16 protein-coding genes are annotated in these 21608 nt (G+C 40.7%); 6 read left to right on the forward strand and 10 right to left on the reverse strand.

Annotated features, from left to right (window positions below; genetic code table 11):
• Positions 1 to 4 precede the first annotated feature (4 nt).
• Both IA57_RS08340 and IA57_RS08345 read left to right on the forward strand, forming a co-directional pair.
• Complete coding sequence (locus IA57_RS08340; RefSeq protein WP_036123226.1) at positions 5 to 1399, forward strand: M28 family peptidase; 1395 nt, start codon at positions 5 to 7, stop codon at positions 1397 to 1399.
• Positions 1400 to 1451: 52 nt separating this feature from the next.
• The gene (locus tag IA57_RS08345; protein ID WP_236625390.1) at positions 1452 to 1973 is read left to right on the forward strand and encodes a DinB family protein; all 522 of its coding nucleotides are present in this window, start codon (positions 1452 to 1454) and stop codon (positions 1971 to 1973) included.
• A gap of 31 nt (positions 1974 to 2004) precedes the next feature.
• On the opposite strand, the gene IA57_RS12355 is transcribed toward IA57_RS08345, so the two are convergent.
• Together IA57_RS12355 and lysA are read right to left on the reverse strand one after the other, a co-directional pair.
• Positions 2005 to 2517 carry an SRPBCC family protein gene (locus IA57_RS12355; protein ID WP_051881017.1) on the reverse strand — a complete coding sequence of 171 codons (513 nt, stop codon included), beginning with the start codon at positions 2515 to 2517 and terminating at the stop codon, positions 2005 to 2007.
• 54 nt (positions 2518 to 2571) lie between these two features.
• A complete protein-coding gene (gene lysA / locus IA57_RS08355; protein ID WP_036121942.1) occupies positions 2572 to 3777 on the reverse strand; it encodes a diaminopimelate decarboxylase in 1206 nt (401 codons plus the stop codon).
• A gap of 203 nt (positions 3778 to 3980) precedes the next feature.
• On the opposite strand from lysA, the gene sucC reads away from it, so the two are divergent.
• Together sucC and IA57_RS08365 are read left to right on the forward strand one after the other, a co-directional pair.
• Positions 3981 to 5174 (forward strand): ADP-forming succinate--CoA ligase subunit beta, encoded by a 1194-nt coding sequence (gene sucC / locus IA57_RS08360; protein WP_036121945.1) that lies wholly within the window; start codon positions 3981 to 3983, stop codon positions 5172 to 5174.
• A gap of 313 nt (positions 5175 to 5487) precedes the next feature.
• Positions 5488 to 5889, forward strand: coding sequence for a hypothetical protein (locus IA57_RS08365; protein WP_036121948.1), 402 nt, complete (start codon positions 5488 to 5490; stop codon positions 5887 to 5889).
• Here the strand turns inward: IA57_RS08365 and uvrB are convergent.
• Both uvrB and IA57_RS08375 read right to left on the reverse strand, forming a co-directional pair.
• On the reverse strand, positions 5886 to 7889 hold the full coding sequence (gene uvrB, locus IA57_RS08370; RefSeq protein ID WP_036121951.1) for an excinuclease ABC subunit UvrB: 2004 nt from the start codon (positions 7887 to 7889) through the stop codon (positions 5886 to 5888). The two genes, IA57_RS08365 and uvrB, sit on opposite strands and share 4 nt — an antisense overlap.
• A 47-nt stretch (positions 7890 to 7936) precedes the next feature.
• Positions 7937 to 10255: a T9SS type B sorting domain-containing protein gene (locus tag IA57_RS08375; RefSeq protein WP_036121954.1), complete on the reverse strand. Its 2319-nt coding sequence runs from the start codon at positions 10253 to 10255 to the stop codon at positions 7937 to 7939.
• A 197-nt stretch (positions 10256 to 10452) separates the two neighbouring features.
• Here IA57_RS08375 and nadA point away from each other — a divergent pair, with 197 nt between their 5' ends.
• Positions 10453 to 11391 (forward strand): quinolinate synthase NadA, encoded by a 939-nt coding sequence (nadA, locus tag IA57_RS08380; RefSeq protein ID WP_036121956.1) that lies wholly within the window; start codon positions 10453 to 10455, stop codon positions 11389 to 11391.
• A complete protein-coding gene (nadB, locus tag IA57_RS08385; protein WP_036121959.1) occupies positions 11391 to 12878 on the forward strand; it encodes an L-aspartate oxidase in 1488 nt (495 codons plus the stop codon). Before nadA ends, nadB begins: the two co-directional genes overlap by 1 nt.
• Before the next feature lie 7 nt (positions 12879 to 12885).
• Here the strand turns inward: nadB and IA57_RS08390 are convergent, their stop codons facing one another.
• The 6 genes from IA57_RS08390 to IA57_RS08415 all read right to left on the reverse strand — a co-directional run bounded on the left by IA57_RS08390 (position 12886) and on the right by IA57_RS08415 (position 21594).
• Entirely contained in the window at positions 12886 to 14736 is a 1851-nt protein-coding gene (locus IA57_RS08390; protein ID WP_084176742.1) for a T9SS type B sorting domain-containing protein, read from the reverse strand.
• A 37-nt stretch (positions 14737 to 14773) separates the two neighbouring features.
• Positions 14774 to 18064, reverse strand: coding sequence for a T9SS type B sorting domain-containing protein (locus tag IA57_RS08395; protein WP_036121962.1), 3291 nt, complete (start codon positions 18062 to 18064; stop codon positions 14774 to 14776).
• A 39-nt stretch (positions 18065 to 18103) separates the two neighbouring features.
• Positions 18104 to 18931 (reverse strand): ABC transporter permease, encoded by an 828-nt coding sequence (locus IA57_RS08400; protein ID WP_036121965.1) that lies wholly within the window; start codon positions 18929 to 18931, stop codon positions 18104 to 18106.
• Positions 18932 to 18953: 22 nt separating this feature from the next.
• Entirely contained in the window at positions 18954 to 19850 is an 897-nt protein-coding gene (locus tag IA57_RS08405; RefSeq protein WP_036121968.1) for an ABC transporter ATP-binding protein, read from the reverse strand.
• 109 nt (positions 19851 to 19959) lie between these two features.
• Positions 19960 to 20472 (reverse strand): IS1096 element passenger TnpR family protein, encoded by a 513-nt coding sequence (locus tag IA57_RS08410; protein WP_036121970.1) that lies wholly within the window; start codon positions 20470 to 20472, stop codon positions 19960 to 19962.
• Positions 20473 to 20577: 105 nt separating this feature from the next.
• Positions 20578 to 21594, reverse strand: a complete 1017-nt coding sequence (locus IA57_RS08415; RefSeq protein WP_036121971.1) for a COX15/CtaA family protein — start codon at positions 21592 to 21594, stop codon at positions 20578 to 20580.
• Positions 21595 to 21608 lie beyond the last annotated feature (14 nt).

A 21608-nucleotide genomic window follows, 5' to 3' on the forward strand; every position in this document is an offset into this window, starting at 1 on the left:
GTTTATGAGATACTTTCTTTTAATCGTTGCCTTACTTTTTTCTAAATCGTTCAACGCTCAAACCGATCAAGAGGTTTTTAAGCGTCTATATAAAACCGCATTAACCAACGGAAAAAGTTACGAGTGGCTGGATTATTTGTCTAACCAAATAGGCGGACGATTATCGGGCTCGGTAAATGCCGAATTAGCCGTAGCATGGGGGAAACAGGAGCTTGAAGCGCTAGGTTTGGACAAGGTTTGGCTGCAACCGGTTATGGTGCCTAAATGGATACGCGGCGCCAAAGAGTATGCTTACATAAAATCGACTACGGGAAAAACCACCAATGTAAACATTTGCGCTTTGGGAGGCTCGGTAGCAACCAACCCACTAGGGGTAGAGGCCGAAGTTGTTGAGGTGCACAGCTTTGAGGAATTGACAGAATTAGGTGAAGACAAGATTAAAGGAAAAATCGTTTTTTACAACCGTCCCATGCAGCCCGATTTAATTCAAACGTTCGAAGCGTATGGCGGTTGTGTTAACCAACGTTATCAAGGTGCAGTTGAAGCGGCCAAATACGGTGCCGTTGGTGTTATTGTTCGCTCCATGACTCTGCGTTTAGACGATTTGCCACATACAGGAAGCATGACCTATAACAATTTGCCCAACGAAAAACGAATTCCGTCGGCTGCCATAAGTACTAACGATGCCGAGTTGCTTAGCAGCATGCTCAAATTAGATGAACGTCTAAAATTTTATTTTAAACAAAACTGCCAACAACTACCAGATGTAAAGTCTTATAATGTTATTGGCGAAATTACAGGAAGTGAGTTTCCTAACGAATATATTATTGTTGGTGCACATCTGGACTCCTGGGATTTGGGCGATGGCTCCCACGATGATGGCGCCGGTATTGTACAGTCAATGGAAGTTTTACGCCTTTTTAAGGAAAATGACATGGCTCCAAAGCGCAGCATTAGGGTGGTTATGTTTATGAACGAGGAGAACGGTTTACGCGGAGCTACCGAGTATGCCAAGGTTGCTAAGCAAAAAGGCGAGAACCATATTTTTTCATTAGAAAGCGATGCAGGAGGTTTTACCCCAAGAGGGTTTAGTTTTGAGTGTAACGATACCATTTTTTCAACCATTGAAAGTTGGAAGTCTTTATTTAAACCATATTTAATTCATTATTTCGAGCGAGGCGGTAGCGGTGCAGACGTTGGACCTTTAAAAACCAAAAAGAATGTTGTTGCGGGCTTGCGCCCAGATTCGCAGCGGTATTTCGACCATCATCATGCGGCTAACGACACGTTTGAGCATGTTAATAAACGCGAGCTGGAACTAGGAGCGGCCACCATGGCAGCTTTAGTCTATTTGTTCGATCAATACGGCATTGCACCCAACAGTTACGAAAACCATTAACAGACGTATGAGACTGTTTTTTATTTTAACGTTATTAATAGCCAGTCATCAAATGAAGGGACAATCAACAGAATTACCTTATTACGAGCTTCCTGAAACTTCGGCTGCATTTACGGCAGGAACCGTTGCGGCTAGACAGATTGACGGTTTAGGCTTTCGGTTTTATTGGGCAACCGCAAATCTAACCCAGGCAGATTTGAATTACAAACCAAACAACGACGCCAGAACAACCGCCGAAACCATTCTGCATATTTACGATTTGTCTAATGTGGTTTTAAGTGCAGCATTAAAGCAGCCTTATCATAAAGACCATGTTTCCCAGTTAAGTATAGAAGAGGTTCGCGCAAAGGCTTTAAGAAATTTAAAACAAGCGGCAGATATTTTAAGGGAAGCAGCAGATTTAAAGGTGTTTAAAATAGATTTCGGACAAGGGGAATTTCCGTTTTGGAATGCGATAAACGGCCCCATCGCCGATGCCATTTGGCATTGTGGGCAAATAGCGTCTTACAGACGAACGTCCGGAAATCCTATTAGTGCGAAAATCAACCATTTTACGGGAACGGTAACCCGTTAATTCTTTTGCAATGCAAGCGGTCTAAAAGCGCCTACATGTTTACAAACTCGTAACCTGCCAAGCCAAAAGGTCTTAAGTCTATTTCGGTTTCATTAAGCAAGATGTTGTGCTCTAAGTAAGCCTTTAAATTTGCTAACCAAAAGGTCCAGCCGTTACTGCAACCGTAAAAAATCTCTAGTTTGCTTTTATCGTCCAGAGGAATTTTACTTTGTGTTAAGGTTAACAAAACGACTCCTTGTTGTTGCTCCATGTTAATGGTAACTTCGCAACTGCCGGCAAAAGAGAATTTAATATAATCCTTATTGTTAGCGTCTAGTATTTGGCCTTCTTCCTTTCCGTCCCAATTGTGCCAATACCAAGTGTATTTGTCGGCTGCTTTAATGTGCTCGGACGCGGCTAGTTTTTCCCCGTTTCTCTGGTAGCTGCAATCTTTTAAAAACCAAGCGGTAATGCCTTCCTGAGTCGCCCAGCACCAATAAAGCTTTTCTAGGGACGTGTTAATGTAAATACGTTTTTTAAAATGTTCCCAAGTTAATTGTGCCATAAAAAAAGATTTTGTTCTAAAGTTACAAAAAAGCGCATAAAACAAAATGGGTGCCTAGATATCTATTTCTACTTGGTTCTTTAATAAATCCTCGAAGGTCTCTTGTGTTCTAATTAATTTGGCTTCGCCACCGTGCCATAATACTTCGGCAGGACGGTACCTAGAATTGTAATTAGAAGCCATGGAAAAACAATAGGCGCCAGCGTTTTTGAAGGCAAGGATATCGTCTTCAGCAATTTCAGTAATACGCCGGTTGTTAGCAAATGTATCGGTCTCGCAAATATAACCTACAACAGAATAAAAACGTTCCCGACCGTTGGGGTTGGAGATGTTTACAATGTCGTGCTGTGCTCCATAAAGCATGGGGCGAATAAGGTGGTTAAACCCCGAATCGACTTGTGCAAAAACGGTTGAGGTTGTTTGCTTTACCACATTGACTTTGGTTAAGAAAAAGCCGGCTTCACTCACTAAAAACTTACCCGGTTCGAAGGTTAGTGTAAGCTCTTTACCGTACGCTTTACAAAACGCATTAAAACGCTTGGTGAGTTTTTTGCCCAGAGCTTCAATATTCGTTTCAGCATCTCCAGCATGGTAAGGGACTTTAAAACCAGATCCAAAATCCAAAAAGGTTAAGGCTTTAAAGTTTTTAGCGGTTTCAAACAGGATTTCACTGGCGTACAGAAACACATCAATATCCAAAATATCACTTCCTGTGTGCATATGAAGACCATTAATAGTCATTTGGGTGTTTTCTACAATACGCAGCAGATGCGGTATTTGATGGATGGAAATGCCAAACTTACTGTCAATGTGTCCTACAGAAATGTTGGTGTTCCCGCCAGCCATAACATGTGGGTTAATACGAATGCATACGGGGGTTTGGGGGTGCTTTGTGCCAAACTGTTCTAAAATAGATAGGTTGTCTATGTTAATCTGTACACCTAGTTTTGCGGCGGCTTCAATTTCTTCTAAAGACACTCCGTTAGGGGTATACATAATGTCCTGTGGGGTAAAACCAGCTGCCAAACCTAGTTTAACTTCTTGTATAGAAACCGTATCTAAACCTGCCCCAAGGGTTTTTAGTAATTTTAAAATCGCTAGGTTAGATAAGGCTTTAACCGCATAATTAATTTTAAGCTGGCTAACGTTGCTAAAGGCCTTGGCTAAGCGGTTGTATTGCATAGCAATTCTTTCGGAATCGTAAACATAAACAGGGCTGCCAAATTTTTTGGCCACCTGTAAAAGCTGATCTTCTAACATGGTGATGTACAATTTTTTGCCAAAGGTATTTCATTAAAAGTAGCTGGAAATTTATCAACAGAATAATACAAAATATAAACATATTGTTAAATAATTAACAAGCGTATAAAATGTGCATGTTTTACAGGCTTTTCGTAATTAAAATATTAGGGTAAGTTATTGCGATTAATTACATTTGTGGCTCTTAAACTTTATAGCGAATTATGAATTTACACGAATATCAAGGAAAAGAATTATTAAGTAGTTTTGGTGTGCGTATCCAACGCGGATTAGTTGCCCAAAATGCTGAGGAAGCAGTTGCAAAAGCTAAACAACTAACCCAAGAAACAGGAACAGGTTGGCACGTTATAAAAGCTCAGGTTCACGCTGGTGGGCGTGGAAAAGGTGGCGGTGTTAAGCTTGCTAAAAACCTAGATGAAGTTAAAGAAATAGCGGGTCAAATTATAGGAATGGACTTAGTAACGCCTCAAACTTCTGCCGAAGGTAAACGTGTGCACCAGGTATTGGTAGCAGAAGACGTATACTATCCTGGAGATTCTGAGCCAAGTGAGTTTTATATGTCTGTGCTTTTAAATAGAAGCAATGGACGTAACATGATTATGTACTCTACAGAAGGCGGTATGGATATTGAAGAGGTTGCCGAAAAAACCCCGCATTTAATCTTTACTGAAGAAATAGATCCTGCTACAGGAATTTTACCTTTTCAGGCACGTCGCGTGGCGTTTAACTTAGGCCTAAGTGGTGCAGCCTTTAAGGAAATGACCAAATTTGTAACAGCACTATATACGGCTTACGACAAATCTGATGCGTCGTTGTTTGAAATTAACCCTGTGTTAAAAACAAGCGATGATAAAATTATGGCTGTTGATGCTAAAGTAACTTTAGACGATAATGCACTTTACAGACATAAAGATTTAGCCGAATTGCGTGATTTTCGTGAGGAAAGCCCAATAGAAGTAGAAGCTGGTGAGTTAGGTCTGAATTATGTAGACCTTGACGGGAATGTTGGCTGTATGGTTAATGGTGCTGGTTTGGCCATGGCAACTATGGATTTAATTAAGCAAGCTGGTGGAGAACCTGCAAACTTCTTAGACGTAGGAGGAACCGCCGATGCAGCCCGTGTAGAAGCCGCTTTTAGAATTATTTTAAAAGACCCTAATGTAAAAGCCATCTTAATCAATATTTTTGGTGGTATTGTACGTTGCGATCGTGTAGCACAAGGTGTTGTAGATGCTTATAAAAATATGGGTGATGCAATTCAGGTACCAATTATTGTACGTTTGCAAGGAACTAATGCCGATATCGCCAAAGAATTAATTGATAATTCTGGATTGGATGTGTTGAGTGCAACAGAATTCCAAGAAGCCGCCGATAAGGTACAGCAAGTACTTTCTTAAGCAAAAAAATAATTTATATAGAAAAAAGGCAACCTTGTGGTTGCCTTTTTTTTTGTTGAGGTTTTATCTAATTTTTTCACGGTTGCCATGTAAGAATGTAACACCAAACACGGCCATTAAAAGGCGTTATAAGAAAACAAGTGTTTATTTGTAATTAACTGATAATCAATTAAATAAATGTTTTTGACTGCTGTATTGTAAAAAAGCAGGGATGAACCGCACGCATTTTTTCGATAAGTCGCAGATTATTAGGGGTTAAGAAAGTTGAAAACTTCTTAATTTTAACCAGCAATTAATTAATCCTCCCTTACTTATGATAAATCGCGCTGAAAAGCTATGTCTTTTATCGGAAATGATTTCATTTGCTAAAAGCGATAACATACTCAGTCCAATAGAGTATAAGTTCTTATTGGCCATAGCCAAGCAATTGGAAATCTCCAGAGAGGATTTCGATTACTTAATCAATAACCCTGTAAATTACATTCATCTAGAATCGCATAGCGAGCGTATTGTTCAATTTCATCGGTTGGTACTTTTAATGAATTTGGACAAAGAGAACACCCCAAAAGAAATTATTAAGTTGCATAATTTTGGATTAAAGATGGGGTTAAGCTGTGAATCTATAAATAGGGTGTTGTTCTTAATGGAAGGGTTTCCTAACAAGATTATACCGCCAGATGTCCTCATCGATATTTTTAAAGTGCAATATAATTAGGCCTTGAGCTTTTCTAGCTTTTCCTGATAGCCTTTTATTTTGTCCCTAAATTTTGCAGCCTCCATAAAATCTAGGTTTTTGGCCGCATTTTCCATATGTTTTCGGTTGTCCCGTATTTTCTTTTCCAGCTCGGCTTTAGATAGGTACGCACTCTCTGGCTCCGCTGCTTTGGCGGCCTCCATTTCGTAGTGGTAGGTGCTTACCGAATTTTTAGACAAGGCATTGTCTAGGCTTTTGTTTAACGCTTGTGGCGTAATGTTATTGGCGGTGTTGTAAGCAATTTGTTTTTCGCGTCGGTAATTGGTTTCATCAATGGTTTTTTGCATGCTGTTGGTTATTTTATCGGCATACATAATGGCTTTACCGTTTAAATTTCTTGCCGCACGGCCAACGGTTTGCGTTAGTGATCTGGCCGAACGCAAAAACCCTTCCTTATCGGCATCTAGAATGGCCACAAGCGATACTTCGGGTAAATCCAAGCCTTCACGTAGGAGGTTAACTCCAACCAATACATCAAACAGCCCTTTGCGCAAGTCTTGCATAATTTCAACACGCTCCAGCGTATCCACATCGCTGTGAATGTAGCGTACACGAATTTGAATTCTGGCTAAATATTTAGTTAATTCTTCGGCCATGCGCTTGGTAAGTGTGGTTACCAATGTGCGTTCGTCCTTTTCAACCCGTTGCTGAATTTCTTCTATTAAATCATCAATCTGGTTTAAACTTGGGCGTACTTCAATAACAGGATCCAGCAAGCCTGTTGGCCTAATAACTTGCTCCACATAAATCCCATCGGATTTTTGCAGCTCGTAGTCTGCTGGGGTGGCCGATACATAAATCACCTGATTTTGTAAAGCTTCAAATTCTTCAAACTTTAACGGGCGATTATCCATGGCTGCGGGCAGCCTAAAGCCGTATTCAACCAAATTTTCTTTTCTGCTACGATCGCCGCCATACATGGCATGCACCTGCGAAATGGTCACGTGGCTTTCATCTATAACCATTAAATAATCGTCGGGGAAATAATCTAATAAGCAGAAAGGTCTAGTGCCTGGTTGCCTACCATCCAGATAGCGAGAGTAATTTTCAATACCAGAGCAGTAGCCCAATTCGCGAATCATTTCCAAATCAAACTCGGTGCGTTCTTTTAGGCGTTTGGCTTCCAGGTGCTTGCCTATTTCCTTAAAATAATCGTATTGCTTTACCAAATCATCTTGAATGTCCTTTATGGCATTTTGAAGCACTTCGGGCGAGGTTACAAACATGTTGGCAGGATAAATATTCAATCTGTCGTAATGCTCAATAACCTCGTTGGTTTGAATGTTAAAGGCTTCGATGTCTTCAATTTCATCCCCAAAAAAGTGAATCCTAAATGCATTGTCGGCATAACTAGGAAACACGTCAACCGTATCTCCTTTTATTCTGAAGTTTCCATGATTAAACTCGGCTTCGGTACGCGAGTACAGGCTTTGCACCAATTGATGCAATAGCTTGGTGCGTGAAATAACTTGGTCTCGTTCAATGGAAATTACATTTTTTTGAAATTCTACGGGGTTTCCAATACCGTACAGGCACGATACCGAGGCAACCACCAAAACGTCGCGCCTTCCAGACAATAGGGAAGAGGTGGCGCTTAGTCTAAGCTTTTCAATCTCCTCGTTAATAGAGAGGTCTTTTTCTATGTAGGTTCCAGAAACGGGAATGTAAGCTTCTGGTTGGTAGTAGTCGTAATACGATACAAAATATTCTATGGCATTATCGGGGAAAAACTGTTTGAATTCGGAGTACAATTGGGCCGCTAAAGTTTTGTTGTGAGCCAAAACCAATGTTGGGCGCTGTATCTGCTCAACCACATTGGCTACCGTAAATGTTTTTCCAGAACCGGTAACCCCCAACAGTGTTTGGTACTTGTCGTGGTTAAAAATACCGTTGGCAAGTTGCTTAATGGCTTGAGGCTGGTCGCCAGTGGGTTTAAACTCGGATGTTACCTTAAATTTCATCCCCTAAAATTACATAAAATTAGTGTGTTTAAGACTGCTTTTAAAGGTTATCTTTTTAAAGTAAAATGCCCTTTAAATGTTTTTCCAGCTGTGTTTTTTACAATGTACCAGTAGTCATCGCTTGGTAGCAGCTTGCCTTTAAACGTACCATCCCAACCGTGCTCATGACGGGTTAGGATTTTTAGTAATTTACCATAACGATTAAAAATCTTGACGTTTAAAGATAGGTGTTGTAGGTTGGCTCCAATTGGAATCCAGGTATCGTTTATATTGTCTCCGTTAGGGGTGAAGAATTTTGGGAACCCCAAAACAGCAACTTCAACAGTAACAGCACCGCAATAATTGGTGTCGTTTACAGTAACGGTATAAATGCCAGGCGCTACGTTTGTAAACGTATTAGCCGTTTGAAACACGCCATTGTTTAAGGAGAATTCGTAATTGCCATCGCCACTTACCAGAATGGTTATCGTGTTGTTGTTGCTGGCCTCCACAACATTAATGTTTTCTATTGTTGGGGTGTTTGAAGGCAGCACTTCAATATTTCTTGTGGCCGAGCAATTATCGTTATTTGTAACTGTAACGGTGTAGGTTCCTATCTCGTTAATTTGAATGCTTTCAGAAGTCAGCCCTAAAGCATTGCCATTAAATTCCCAGAAGTAATTAAATGTTCCTGTTTGGTTAACCAGACCAGCGTTTAATGTAATTTGTTGTGGGTAAGTGTTGGTGCAGTAATAGGTGGTTTCGTTAGCAAGTAGGGAAGGGGGACTTAATACTTGCAGAGCTATAGGTGTAACCGCATAGCACGTTTGGTTATTGGTAATCCTTACATAAATAGTTTCGGTATAAGGCAGCGTGTTTGCATGGGTGCCTGTTAAAGCATTACTGTTTGCTAGTGCTTCTTCTTCAGAAAGGTGAAAGCTTATCTGTGAATTGGCAGGAACACTTGGTATAATATGGGCTTCTACTAAGTTGAGATCAAATTCGGTGTAACCATCATTATCACTATCGTCGCAGATGTTATAGGGCTGTAGCGATACGGGATTATAACTGGTGTTTAGCGTGACTTCGGCGATAGTATAGCAGCCAAATTGATTTTCTACGCGCGCAAAAACAGTTTCGTTTGGCGTAGTATTGTTGTAGGCTGTTGGCGTGGTTACCTCATTGGTTTCAGCATTGGCGTCGTTTAGGTTGTTGTAAAAATTAGTAACATAGGTGCCATTTTCTGCTAGGATATCGTTTTCGGCATTAAAAAGGTTAAAGGTGGACAGGCCATCTTGGTCGGTATCGCATTGGGTAAGCGTGGTGTTGTTCGCTTGTGGTTGTGGGGTGTATTCAATGACCACATCGCCATACAGTAAACACCCGTTAATATTAATTTCAACCTGATATGTTCCCGGAGCATCTACATCGAGAACTGTTCCTGTTTCACCCATAAGTTCTGCGCCATCCTTAAACCATTTATAGGTGTTTGTATTACCAGGTTCCTGGGCAAGCAATTGGTAGGTTTCCCCTTCGCAAAGTGCTGTGCCGTTGGCAACCAGTAAATCTGGTCCCAAATCGGTAGACAATTGAAAGCTGCCGGCTTCTAAAAATACCGCCGAGTCGTAACGGTAGTTTTGTTCATCGGCAATCACCAGCTTAACATGATAGGTTTGGTTTCTTTCAACATTGGCAGTTGCCGTTAAAATAGCCGTTTGCCCATTAAAATTTATTGGAGCGCTGCTGTTGTTCCAGCTGCCAAAATAGGCTTCGTTTATGGGGTCGCATGCTCCAGGTATGCCAGAGTGTACCGTAGTAACCTTTACAGGGGTTTGCGTGTTGGGTACTAAAGCAATGTTTGTATATTGCTGTTCGTTGGCAGGTCTAATAAGAAACCCAAACAAATCGGAATACTGGCAGGTATTTGGGTTGCCTTCTTGGTATTCTTCTGAAGCAAAGATGTACCGAAACGTTATTTGTTCGGCAATGGATTGAAAATCGAATTCTATAATGGTTGCATTTAAGGTATTCGACTCATTTAGGGCTGCTTCTAAATCCTGATCACCGCCCCAGTTGTTGGCATCGTCGTCACTTAACGAGGTGTTTGGGCCTTCAACATTTGAAAGCCTCCCGGTACTTAAAACCAACCCCTCTGAAAAAGGAAAGCTAGAGCCGCCGTTATGAAAATAACCATAACTTTTTTCGCTACTGTTAAAATTACCTCCAACAACATTGGTTACATTTACGTTGGTTATGCATTGGCTACCAATAAGGATGTTTTCAATAAGTTCTTGTGGGGTGTAGGATTGGGCGTCAACTTGTACATGCTGACCAAAAACAAGACCATGAAAAATAAATGCCAAAAATAGATTTATCCAGTATTTCATTACAACAATTTTCAACAAGCAAAGGTAAGGAATAATTGGCGTTCTGTTTTTTTATCACGTTAATTTTACGCAAAGTTTCAAGGACTTCTAGATGGTGGTTGCCCTAATAGCCGCATTAACGTTAATTTTTATATAAATCACTCATTAAAAAGGACAAAAAGGTCTTAAATATATTATCTTTGCCAAAAGTTTTACAAATGAAAGATCGTACTGTTTTTTATAGTAAAGAAATTCGCCGTTTACTTCAAGAAAAGAACGCGGTGCTTTTGGCCCATTATTATCAGGAAGATGTGATACAGGATGTTGCAGATTTTGTGGGCGATAGTTTGGAGTTGGCCAGAAAGGCGGCGCAAACCCAGGCCGATATTATTGTATTTGCAGGGGTTTATTTTATGGCTGAAACAGCAAAAATACTCAACCCTAATAAACGTGTGCTTTTGCCCGATTTGGCCGCAGGTTGCTCTTTGGCCGACGGTTGTTTACCCGAGGACTTCAAGGCTTTTAAGGCGCGGTATCCTAACCATAAAGTGGTAACCTACATCAACACATCGGCAGAGATTAAGGCCTTAAGCGATTATGTGTGCACGTCGTCAAATGCAGAACGTGTTATACGGTCTATCCCGGAAGATCAGCCCATTATTTTTGCTCCAGATAAAAATCTAGGCGCTTACTTAAATCAGGTTACCGGTAGGGACATGGTGTTGTGGGATGGCAGTTGTATTGTACACGAAGCCTTTTCGTTAGAAAAATTAATTGATTTGGTCGCTAAAAATCCAGAGGCTAAAATTGTAGCACATCCAGAGTCTGAAGCTGCTGTTTTGCAGATTGCCAATTTTATAGGATCCACTTCGCAAATGCGCCATTATATTAAAACCAGTCCTTCTAAAACCTTTATTGTTGCCACCGAGGCGGGTATTCTACACCAATTAAACCAAGAGGTGGAAGGCAAGCAGTTAATTCCTGCCCCAGCTCGGGAAAACAACAGTTGTGCTTGTAGTGAGTGCGCATTTATGAAATTAAATACTTTAGAGAAAGTTTACCTCTGTTTAAGGGATGAAACCCCAGAGGTACAGGTCGAGGCCACTTTGGCAGAGCAAGCCATACAGCCCATAGCATTTATGTTGCAAAATACTTGATGATGAAAACAGATGTATTAATTATAGGTTCGGGAATAGCGGGGTTGTCTTTTGCCTTAAAGTTGGCCGAGCGCACCCCCAATTTAGCCATTACTTTGGTGGCGAAAACCAACCATTTTGAGAGCAATACTAAGTATGCACAAGGAGGAATTGCCGCAGTAATGGATAATGTTAAGGCAAATTTCGAATCCCATATTAGCGATACGCTTAAGGCAGGAAAAGGATTTTCTAATGTAGAAACCGTTCGTATGGTGGTCGAAAAAGCTCCAAAACGTTTGGAAGAGCTTATTACTTGGGGTGTCCCGTTTGATAAAACAGTTTCTGGCGATTGGGATTATGGTCTGGAAGGTGGGCATAGTGTGGCTAGAATTTTGCACCATAAAGACCAGACCGGTTTTGTTATGGAAAAAGCCTTGTTGGACCGGTTAAGTAGTTACCCTAATATTGTTTGCCTGCCCCAATTGTTTGCGACCAATTTGTTGGTAGAAGACGGCCGTTGCTATGGAGCACAATTTTTAAATGAAGCCAATCAATCGTTGACCATAACAGCCAAAATTACGTATTTGGCTACGGGAGGTAGCGGACAAGTCTTCTCGAAAACCACCAACCCCGTAGTCGCTACGGGCGATGGGGTGGCCATAGCCTTGCGTGCAGGAGCCGAGGTTGCCCATATGGCTTTTTATCAATTTCACCCTACAACTCTGGCGGTGCCAGGCAATCCCATGTTTTTAATCACCGAAGCATTAAGAGGCTTTGGGGCTCATTTAATTAATCATAAGGGGGAGCGTTTTACTTTTAAAGAGCATCCCGACGGGGAGCTGGCTACCCGCGATGTTGTTAGCAAAGCCATATTTAACGAACTGAAAAACAGCAATCAGGATTGTGTTTGGTTGGATTGTAGGCATTTGGATCCAGAAGCACTTGAAACGCGCTTTCCAACGATAGTAGAGCGTTGTAAGCAAAATGGGATTGATGTTTTTACTGCTCCAATACCAATTGTTCCTGCCGCGCATTATCAATGTGGGGGTGTTAAAGTAAATCAGTACGGGCAAACATCAATTAAAGGGCTTTACGCCAATGGCGAATGTGCTGCTACTGGACTTCATGGGTCTAACAGGTTGGCTTCGAACTCTTTGTTAGAGGCTGTGGTTTTTGCACACGAAGCAGCGGTAACGGTGATTAAGGCGTTGGAAACCATTCCTGAGGTGCCATTATTCCAACCAGAGGCTTCTAAAGTGATTGATAAAAAGACGGCAGCCCCTGAGAAATTAGATGGCTTAAAAGCCGAAATAAAAAACTTGATGAATCAGTTTATCACCTACAAATACTTAAACTTACCTTTGGATGATTTTCTGGTTGATATAGAGGCTTTGCATTTGGAAGTTTCCAGTTATTTTGAACATCACAAACCTAACGCATCGCTTTGGGAGTTGAAAAATATTGCCGCGGTAGCTAAATTAATCGTTAACGACACCCTTAACGAATAGGCTTGTTTTATCGGTTTAAATACACCCAGCCCGTTATGGATTTTTCGTAGTGGGGATCGTTTAGGTAAAGCACATAAAAATAAGTGCCAACGGGCAGGAGGTCGCCTTGGTTGTTTAATCCTCTGTTGGCCCTGCCTTCCCACGGGGTGTCGTTATCACCTTCAAAAATCAAGGTGCCCCACCTGTTGTAAATTAGCAGTTTATGGTGTTCAAAAATATGATATAATCCTTGTATGTTAAACCAATCGTTGTAGCCGTCGTTATTTGGGGTGAAAACCTGAGGGATGGTTGGTGGGCAATTTTCTACCAGTACGTTAAAGTTGAATATCTGGTAGCAATCTTGGGTCGGGCTTTTAACATAAATGGTTTGTGGCGTTGTTGTATTTTGAAAATTCTCGGGTGTAATTATTTCAAAAGTGTTGTTTTGTAAGTCTTCTAACGATGTGTAAAACGAAAAGGGCGCGCCATTGGGTTCAATATCCATAAGGTGAGCGGTAAGGTTAAAAAAGGTTTGGTTATATCCCGAATCGCAACCTGCTAATGGAGGTAATGTGGTGTTGGTAATGGTTAAAAGCGCAACAGCTAAAGGATTACTGGTGTTGTTGGTTTCGTTTAGCTCTGTTACAATCCCTGCGCCGTTTCCGGTGTCGTCTACTATGGCTTGTATGGTAAATTCTTGTCCTAAACTTTCGGGGATGGTTACTTGTAAACTTCCGCTTTCGGTTGTTCCAATAGCTAGGTTGCTATTTGTTTGTGTGGTGCCAATATTGGTGTTGTCGGCATAAAACGTTATTGGCGTGTTTGCCGGGAGCACGTCGGTGCTGTTGGCGTTGTGTACGGTATATGTTAGTATTATGTTGCGGTTGCCACATTCTAAAGCATAATTGTCTAAGGTTATGGTGGCATCTGGCAGTTGACTGTTTAGTACGGTGATGATGTTGTTTATAATAATTAAATCGGCTGAGAAGCCTCCACTTTCATTAAAATCGCCCGTAGTAAGTTTAATGTTTACAGCCGTATCGCCAATAGCAATATAGTTTTGAATGTTGTAATAATCGATGTCGCAATTGTAAAGGGTGTTGGAATTGGTAAAAGAGTTGGTGCCGTTAAAAGCATTGTCGGAGGGATTTAAAGGTGGGTTTGATAACAGGTTGTTGTTAATAAAAAGCGATTCGCCATAATTAAGGGCGGCATCGCCTTCCCAGGTTAAAAACCCAATTTTAGCCCCTTGGTTGTCCAGAACGTTTACGTTTTCTAGTAGAATGTTTTTCTCCTGAACATTTCGGTTAATAATTTCCAATCCCTGAAAAAGATTAATTTGGTTTAAGGGTAGGTTGTTGTTCTCGTATACAACATAAATACTCCAACCGGCAAAGTTTGTCCTGTTTCCACAATACCCCGGATTATTTGCTAGGGCCTGGGAGATATCGAGGTTGGAAATTTCATAGCTTGTATTGCCTTGGTCGAGAATGAGCGTTGTAATGTTTGTAAAGCAAGAAAAATATGTTAGTGGCCCATAATTGGGGTCGTTGTAATCTACATAATAGGTTTCTTCGGCCTGGATATCTACATTGTTAACAGCAATGTTTAAATCGCCCTCACCAGAGCCAGCCCAGTACAAATAGGCCGCTATAATGTTATAATCGTCAGAGAGGTTTAGTGTGGCGCTAGACGCTGGTAAGGTGTCGCAAAAACCGGTAGACAAATTGTTTTCGGCGGCATTTAAAGTGTTTCCTATGGCAAGGTAATCGTACCGACCATTAAATTGGTTGTACAACGAAATTTCTTGTCCTAAGCAAGTGGCCGATAAAAATAAGCAGCTTGTTATTAAGACAAAAAATATTTTTAGTTGGCGCATTATTAACACGGTCTTGTGCTAAAAATACAAATAAATCTTATCGTTTAAGTGTAAAGTGGCTTTTAAAAGACCTGCCATCTTGTAAGGTTACCGTAAACCAATAATCGTCTGTTGGCATGAGCTCGCCATTGTAAGTGCCGTCCCACCCCCGATCTAATGGAGAAAGCACTTTAAGGCGTTTGCCATAACGGTTAAAAATAATAATTTCTGTACTGGGCTGAAAGGTGTTTGAAGCTCCAAAAATGTTCCAGAAATCGTTATATCCATCTCCATTTGGTGTAAAAAACTTAGGGTAGCCTATCACCGATACCTCTTGGGTTATGCTACCACAATTATTTTTTATATCTGTAATCTCTACGGTATAAATGCCTGGAGGTAAGTGGCTAAAATGGTTGCTGGATTGGTAATTGGCAAAGAGTTCGTTTTCGAGGTAAAGTGCATATTGGTAGGTCCCTTCACCAGAAACTAAAACGGTAATACTGTTATTACTGGAAATATCTGTGATTTGAATGTCCTCGATAGTTGCCGTATTAGAGGGTTCAACAGTAATGGTTCGGCTTTTTGAGCATTGGTCGTTAGTGGTTGCTGTTACGGTATAGCTACCGGGTTGGTTAATTTGAATGCTTTCGGTTTGTGCTCCATTGCTCCAAGAGTAGGTATGGCTATTGGCAGCTCCATTAATGCCAGAGCTTAGTGTTATGGTTTGCGGAAAGGTGTTTAAGCAATAAAATACCGTTTCATCATCATCTAAATGCGGTAATGGTTTTACGGTAAGTGTAACGGCACTAATGCCATAGCACCCATTGTTGTTTTCTGCTCGGGCAAAAATGGTTTGAAAATAAGGCGTGGTGTTGGTATAGTTAGGGCTTAAAGCATTGGTTTCTATTAGGGCATCTTCTAATGACGCATAATATGTAATGGGCAATGTAATGCCATTAATGATTTGAATTTCTGTAGTGATGGTATCGAGGTTGAAAGTGTTCATGCCATCTTCAGATCCCAGCTCATCACAAACGGGCGGATGGTTGTAGTCCAATAAACTTGTAGTGCTTACCTCTAGGGTGAGCTGCGATGTGCTATAGCAATTGGTGGTGTTATCGATAACCTTGGCAACAATAACTTCGGGGTTGCTTGTGTTGGTATAATTTGTAGGGTTTAGCTCATTGTTTGAAGCATCGTAGAACACAACAGAAAGGTTGGGGGCATTGTTTGTAATTTGTGTTATGGCCTCGTTTAAATTAAATAGGGTTATGCCGTCTTCAAAGCCATCTTCATCACATTGTAGCATGTAGGCATTGTTGGCTATGGGACTCGGATTAACAACTAGGTTAAACGATGTGGTGCTAAAACAATCTGGATTGGCATTATTTTCAACCCTTACAAAAATAGTTTCGTTAAATGGGGTTTGGTTGTAGTAGTTGCTGGGTAGTAGAGGTGTGTCGTTTGTGGCACCATCTAGAGAGCTGTGGTAGGTTATGGTGTAATTTTGGGTATTGGTAGGCATAATCAAGCTATTAAACATACTGAGGTTAACAGCAGTTTGCCCGTTGCTTAGGTCGCCATCATTTCCATCATCACAAAATACTTGGTCGTTAATGCTAATGGGCATGGGCGTCTCGAAAACTGCTATAAAAAACGAAGTTGTATCGAAGCAATTAGGACTTCCGGTAAGGTCTACCCGTGCAAAAATTTCTTGGGGGTTGTTTTGGTTTATGTATGGCAATGTAATGGGGTTTTGGTTTAAATCGGCATCGGTTTGGCTTTCAAAATACTGCACGCTATAATTGTCGGGATTTTGATTTCCTAGGATTTCGGGGGTTTTTGTTACTGAAAAATCAAAGGCCCAATTCCCATCATTGTCATTGTCGCAAATGTTACTATCTGTAGCATTATGGGCAATAGGCTCTGGAAAGTATTCCACATTGGCTTCGCCCTCCAAAAAGTCGCAGCCACCGTTGTTTAAATCGATAACAACTTCATAAAGGCCGTTTTGGGTAACAACCAAATCGTGATCGCTCTCTAAAAGTGGTGTGCCATTAACGCTCCACGAATAAACGGCTCCTGGAATGTTGTCGGCGGTTAGGGTGTAGGAGGTGCCATTACAAAGGGGAAGGTAGGTTGAGGTGCTGTTTTGAGCCCCTATAATATCAATTTTATCCACAAAAAAGGATGAGATAAATGGAGGAAGACCCTGTCTAGAATTTCTGGTTAAAGCTACGGCATTGTTAGTATAGTTACAGCCTATACCAAGTTGATTGGGGTTGTTGATAACACTTAAAAAAGGCGACCCAAAAGTATAGCTATCGCTCATGGCGCGGTAAATTTTCCCATCGGGGCCTAATTGTAGGCCGCCGCGATAGGTTTGCCTATGGTCTATAACGGTTTCTGAAGCACTAATGTCGGTAGCCGTTAAATCGTACTGTAGCAAAGCACCGTATTGTACAGTGGGGTCGTTTAGATTGTTATTGTCGAAATAGGTGGTTACGTAAAGAATTTCGCTTGTTGGGGAAAATTCCAAGCCATAAGCCGATTGCGGTTCGCCTATACTTCTTCTATAGGAAATATCAAGCTGCTGTGGGTTGCTAACCACACCGGTAGTTTTGTCGAAATCGAACAAATAAAGTCCTTGGGCAATATTGGCACAGGCAAGTTTGGTGCCGTCTGGCGAGAGTTTTAAGTATCCTCTGGCTTCATTGATGTTTATGTTAAGCGTAGAAATTACGGGGGTTGTATTAACGCCAAGATCGGACACTTGGTAGGCGTAAAAGGTATTGTTGTTATTGCCCCCGGTGTTGCTGGCGAAGGTAATAACCCATATAGATTGGGTTTGGCAATCTTGCAAAACGGCACTGAGTTTTTCTGAGCAATTTGGCAACAAGGGAATGCGTCCACTGCTAACATCGCCCAAACCGTTGTTTAGGGTCATGTCTACAATGTAATAGTTAAAGCCTAGGTCTTCCCCATCTATAGCAGCCGTGTCTACAGTAAAGATATAATAAATATCGGGGTCGTTGGGCTTAGGGATAACAATGGCCGATTGCGTGCTTGACTCATCGCCTTTAAGGTCAAACCCATTGGGCATTACGTTATGGGTTCTGTCGTAAACAAAGCTTCCATCGGTATAAAACAACAAGTTTCCGGCATCGTCAGAAATGGTGGTACAGCCTTCTTCGGTATCCAGCTGGCCATCTGTTAATTCTGTAACGGTGCCATTGCTGTTAAATTTAATACCGGCGTTTTCGCCAAAGTACCAGTTAGATGCTTCTTCTTGTGAAACTGCTAATAAGGTGTTGGCGATTAAAAAAAAGGCAGTAAGTAGTTGTTTCATTTTTGGATGCTTCGCTTATCATGGTGACATCCAAAGGTATTATAAATCCCGCTTTTCTAATAATTTGTAAGATAAAAAGATACATAAAGCCGTCCAACCTAAAACGGTGGCAACTTCATACCAATGTACGGCATAGTCGTAAGTTAGGTCTATTTTATCTGGGTACTTGGTCATTATAATGCGTTGGAAGGGTTGGTCTATTAAGCTGTACATAGATTCTAAAGGTAAAAACCGCTTTACTTTCCAAGCCATTTCGGTATTGCCAAAAACTTCGTAAGCGCCCCAAAACACCAGCCATTCAACAATAAATAGGATAAATAAGAATGCTAGGGCAAATGCCGAACGCTTTACCAGCATGCCAAAGCCTAGGCATAAACTAAAAAAGCCGACTAATTTAACAAAGTAAGCCAGCAGGTAGCTTGTTTCCCTAAAAATAATGGCAATTTCGGTATAGCTTGAGTAGTATAAGCCAATAAATAAGGTGGCCACGCCTATAAGCACGGTAGCGACCAAAGAGAAGAACACAATGGTGTAGAATTTAGACAGTATGAATTCTTTTTTGCTAAGGCCGTCAATAAGGTTTTGTTTTAGGGTTTTGTTGCTGTACTCGTTACCAATCATGCTTACAACAACAATGGCAAAGAAAAATTTAAAATAGGAGGCAAAAAATGTGGTAATGTGCCAAATAATCGGGAAATTAAAAATGCCTAACTCTCCTAGTTCTAGAGTGAAAAAGCCAAAGAAGTTAATTTTTATGGACGATAGGATTAAAACCGTAAAGGGCAAAATGAAGGATATGAATATTAGAATCCTACTGGTTTTGTTAAGCCAAAGTTTTTGTAATTCAAGATTTATAAGACGTAACATATGTTTTTTTTTGATTGAATTTTTATTGGTTGTCGGTTAGTTGTAGGAATTGCTCTTCTAGGCTCTCCTTGCGTTTTACCAGATGGGTTAATACAATGCCGTTGTCGAACATTAATTGGTTTACGGCCTTGGCATCCATTGGCTGATCTAAAAAAACGGTAATTAAATCGTCTTCAACAGTTATCTTTCCAAATGTGTTTTTACTTTTTAAGAATGTTAAAAGGAGGTCTGGGTTTTCGGCTTTAAGTTCTAAATACCCGTGGCTGTTTATCATTTCGTCTACACGCCCAGAATAGAGCTTTTCGCCTTTACGCAGAACCACAACGTGGGTGCATACTTTTTCTACTTCATCTAGCAAGTGAGAAGCCAGTAGAATGGTGGTGCCGTTGGCTGCAATTTGTTTGATTAAAGAGCGAATTTGATGAATGCCCTGGGGGTCTAAGCCGTTGGTGGGTTCGTCTAGGATTAAAATCTCGGGGTCGTTTAATAAAGCCGAAGCAATGGCTAGGCGTTGTTTCATGCCTAGGGAGTAGGTGCGAAATTTGTAGTCTTTTCTGTCCCAGAGCCCTACCAATTCAAGTTTTTCCTGAATTTTGGTGTGAGGCACGCCTTTAATTTTACAAACCAGTTTTAAGTTGTCGTAGGCTGTCATGTAAGGGTAAAAGTTTGGGCGTTCTATAATGGCGCCTACTTTTTTTAGAGCATCGTGGGTTGAGGTGTTTCCGTCAAACCAATAAAAATCGCCAGAGGTTCTGTTAACCACATTTAAAACGATTCCTAAAGTTGTGGATTTTCCGCTACCGTTGGGGCCTAAAATACCATAGACATTGCCTTTGTTTATGGTGAAGGATAGGTTTTTTACGGCGGTAAGGTAGCCAAATTTCTTGGTGAGGTTGTTGATTGTTAAAATTGGTTCCAAAGGTTTTGTAATTGGTTGTTTACAAATGAGACGAGCAGGGGTGCGATTTGTTACAAAAATAAAAGCCTCCTAATTTTTAGGAGGCTTTTGTATTGTGGTACAAATTGTTTTAATTCCAATTTTCATCAAAATCTAGAGTGTTGTAATCATCAACATCATAATCATCGTCAAACTCATTAAATTCATCTAAGTCTTCGGCTTCAAAATTCTTTTCTGGGGCTTGGTCTGGAATTTGTCCATGAACAAACATTAGGTTAGGGTAGTCTGTACCTTCGGCTTCATCGACAATTTCTGCTAGTTCAACAAAAAAGGTCCAAAGACTTAAGAAGTCGTACACATAAATAAGCTTGGTTTGGGCTTCATGTACCACATCGTTAATGGTGGTTTCGTTCATTAAACGTGCGTTGCCGGCATCGCTTAAATCGAACAGCGATATTTCTTCGCCTTGTTCCCATAGATCGTTGCTTACATAAAACGAGGCCATTTCGGTGCCATCGAACCCAAAAGATTGGGTAATGGTGTTGTGTAAATCTTCTAAAGTGTCGGTTTCACGTATTTCTATATCGCGAAAAATATCGTCTTCGGTATCGTTGTCTAAAACTATTCTAAATCTATAAATCATATTCCAAGAAAAAACTTGCCGCAAAGTTACGTCTTTTCCATTATTTACTTGCTAAGCGGGGTTTAAAATCTGTTGGTCTTGTTTTTATGGTGCTTTTTTTTGGGGTTATTTGCTAAACCTATGCAGGGCAAATGTCATGGCCGAAAGTAGGAAAAAAGCTCCGATTTGATGCGCCACACCCAACCACAAAGGTACTTGATAGATAATGGTAAATACGCCTAAGGCAAATTGAATAAAGACAATAACCACCAAGGCGGAAATGCTTTTTTTCTGAAGTTGGCTGAGGTTTATTTTTTTGGCTTCTACCCACAGCCATATAATAGTAGCAACAACCAAATAGGCTAAGGTTCTGTGAATAAATTGAATGCCGCTAGGGTTTTCTATAAGGTTTTTATAAAACGGTTCGAAAATATAAACCGTGTGGTGTATAAATTTACCTTCGTTCATCATAGGCCAGTGGTTGTGTAGTAATCCGGCTTTTAGGCCCGCAACAAAGGCACCATAAATAATTTGTACCGTAAGTATGATAAAGCTGATAATTATAAGCTTTCTAAATTTTGGGAACTGTATGGGTTTGCGTTCTGGGTAAATTAAATCTAGGGCTACCCAGAGTGTTGCTGCAAATGTAAAGAAGGCAGTAATTAAATGGGCGGCTAACCTAAAATGACTAACATCGGGTTTGTCTACTAAGCCGCTTTTTACCATATACCAGCCCAAAAATCCTTGAAAGGCTCCTAAGGCCATTAAGGCCAAGCTTTTTTTAACAGTACTCTTGGTGAGCTGCTTGGTTAGGAGGAAGTATAAAAATGGTACGAAAAATACGAGACCAATTAGGCGTCCAATTACACGATGTAACCATTCCCAAAAATAGATTTGTTTAAAATCTTCCAATTCAAAATGGTAGTTGAGTTTTTGGTATTCGGGGTATTGTTTATAGAGTTCGAAAGCCTCCTGCCACTCGGTATCGTTTAAAGGCGGAATAGTGCCTGTGATTAATTTATAGTTGGATATGGAGAGCCCAGAGTCGGTTAATCTGGTAATGCCACCAACAACAACCATAATAAAAATAAGAAAACAGCCAGTAAGTAGCCAGTATATAACGCGTTTGTTGTCTTTTTGCATCTGTTTCGGGGTTA

The sequence above is a fragment of the Mangrovimonas yunxiaonensis genome (assembly GCF_000733475.1).
GTDB lineage: Bacteria > Bacteroidota > Bacteroidia > Flavobacteriales > Flavobacteriaceae > Mangrovimonas > Mangrovimonas yunxiaonensis.

Excerpts from the sequence above, each read along its gene's own strand:
- IA57_RS08340 (WP_036123226.1), top strand. The coding sequence starts at position 5 with ATGAGATACTTTCTTTTAATCGTTGCCTTACTTTTTTCTAAATCGTTC.
- uvrB (WP_036121951.1), bottom strand. The coding sequence starts at position 7,889 with ATGAAATTTAAGGTAACATCCGAGTTTAAACCCACTGGCGACCAGCCT.
- IA57_RS08345 (WP_236625390.1), top strand. The coding sequence starts at position 1,452 with ATGAAGGGACAATCAACAGAATTACCTTATTACGAGCTTCCTGAAACT.
- nadB (WP_036121959.1), top strand. The coding sequence starts at position 11,391 with ATGATGAAAACAGATGTATTAATTATAGGTTCGGGAATAGCGGGGTTG.
- IA57_RS08400 (WP_036121965.1), bottom strand. The coding sequence starts at position 18,931 with ATGTTACGTCTTATAAATCTTGAATTACAAAAACTTTGGCTTAACAAA.
- lysA (WP_036121942.1), bottom strand. The coding sequence starts at position 3,777 with ATGTTAGAAGATCAGCTTTTACAGGTGGCCAAAAAATTTGGCAGCCCT.
- IA57_RS08415 (WP_036121971.1), bottom strand. The coding sequence starts at position 21,594 with ATGCAAAAAGACAACAAACGCGTTATATACTGGCTACTTACTGGCTGT.
- IA57_RS08365 (WP_036121948.1), top strand. The coding sequence starts at position 5,488 with ATGATAAATCGCGCTGAAAAGCTATGTCTTTTATCGGAAATGATTTCA.
- IA57_RS08375 (WP_036121954.1), bottom strand. The coding sequence starts at position 10,255 with ATGAAATACTGGATAAATCTATTTTTGGCATTTATTTTTCATGGTCTT.
- nadA (WP_036121956.1), top strand. The coding sequence starts at position 10,453 with ATGAAAGATCGTACTGTTTTTTATAGTAAAGAAATTCGCCGTTTACTT.
- IA57_RS08410 (WP_036121970.1), bottom strand. The coding sequence starts at position 20,472 with ATGATTTATAGATTTAGAATAGTTTTAGACAACGATACCGAAGACGAT.
- IA57_RS12355 (WP_051881017.1), bottom strand. The coding sequence starts at position 2,517 with ATGGCACAATTAACTTGGGAACATTTTAAAAAACGTATTTACATTAAC.
- IA57_RS08390 (WP_084176742.1), bottom strand. The coding sequence starts at position 14,736 with ATGCGCCAACTAAAAATATTTTTTGTCTTAATAACAAGCTGCTTATTT.
- IA57_RS08395 (WP_036121962.1), bottom strand. The coding sequence starts at position 18,064 with ATGAAACAACTACTTACTGCCTTTTTTTTAATCGCCAACACCTTATTA.
- sucC (WP_036121945.1), top strand. The coding sequence starts at position 3,981 with ATGAATTTACACGAATATCAAGGAAAAGAATTATTAAGTAGTTTTGGT.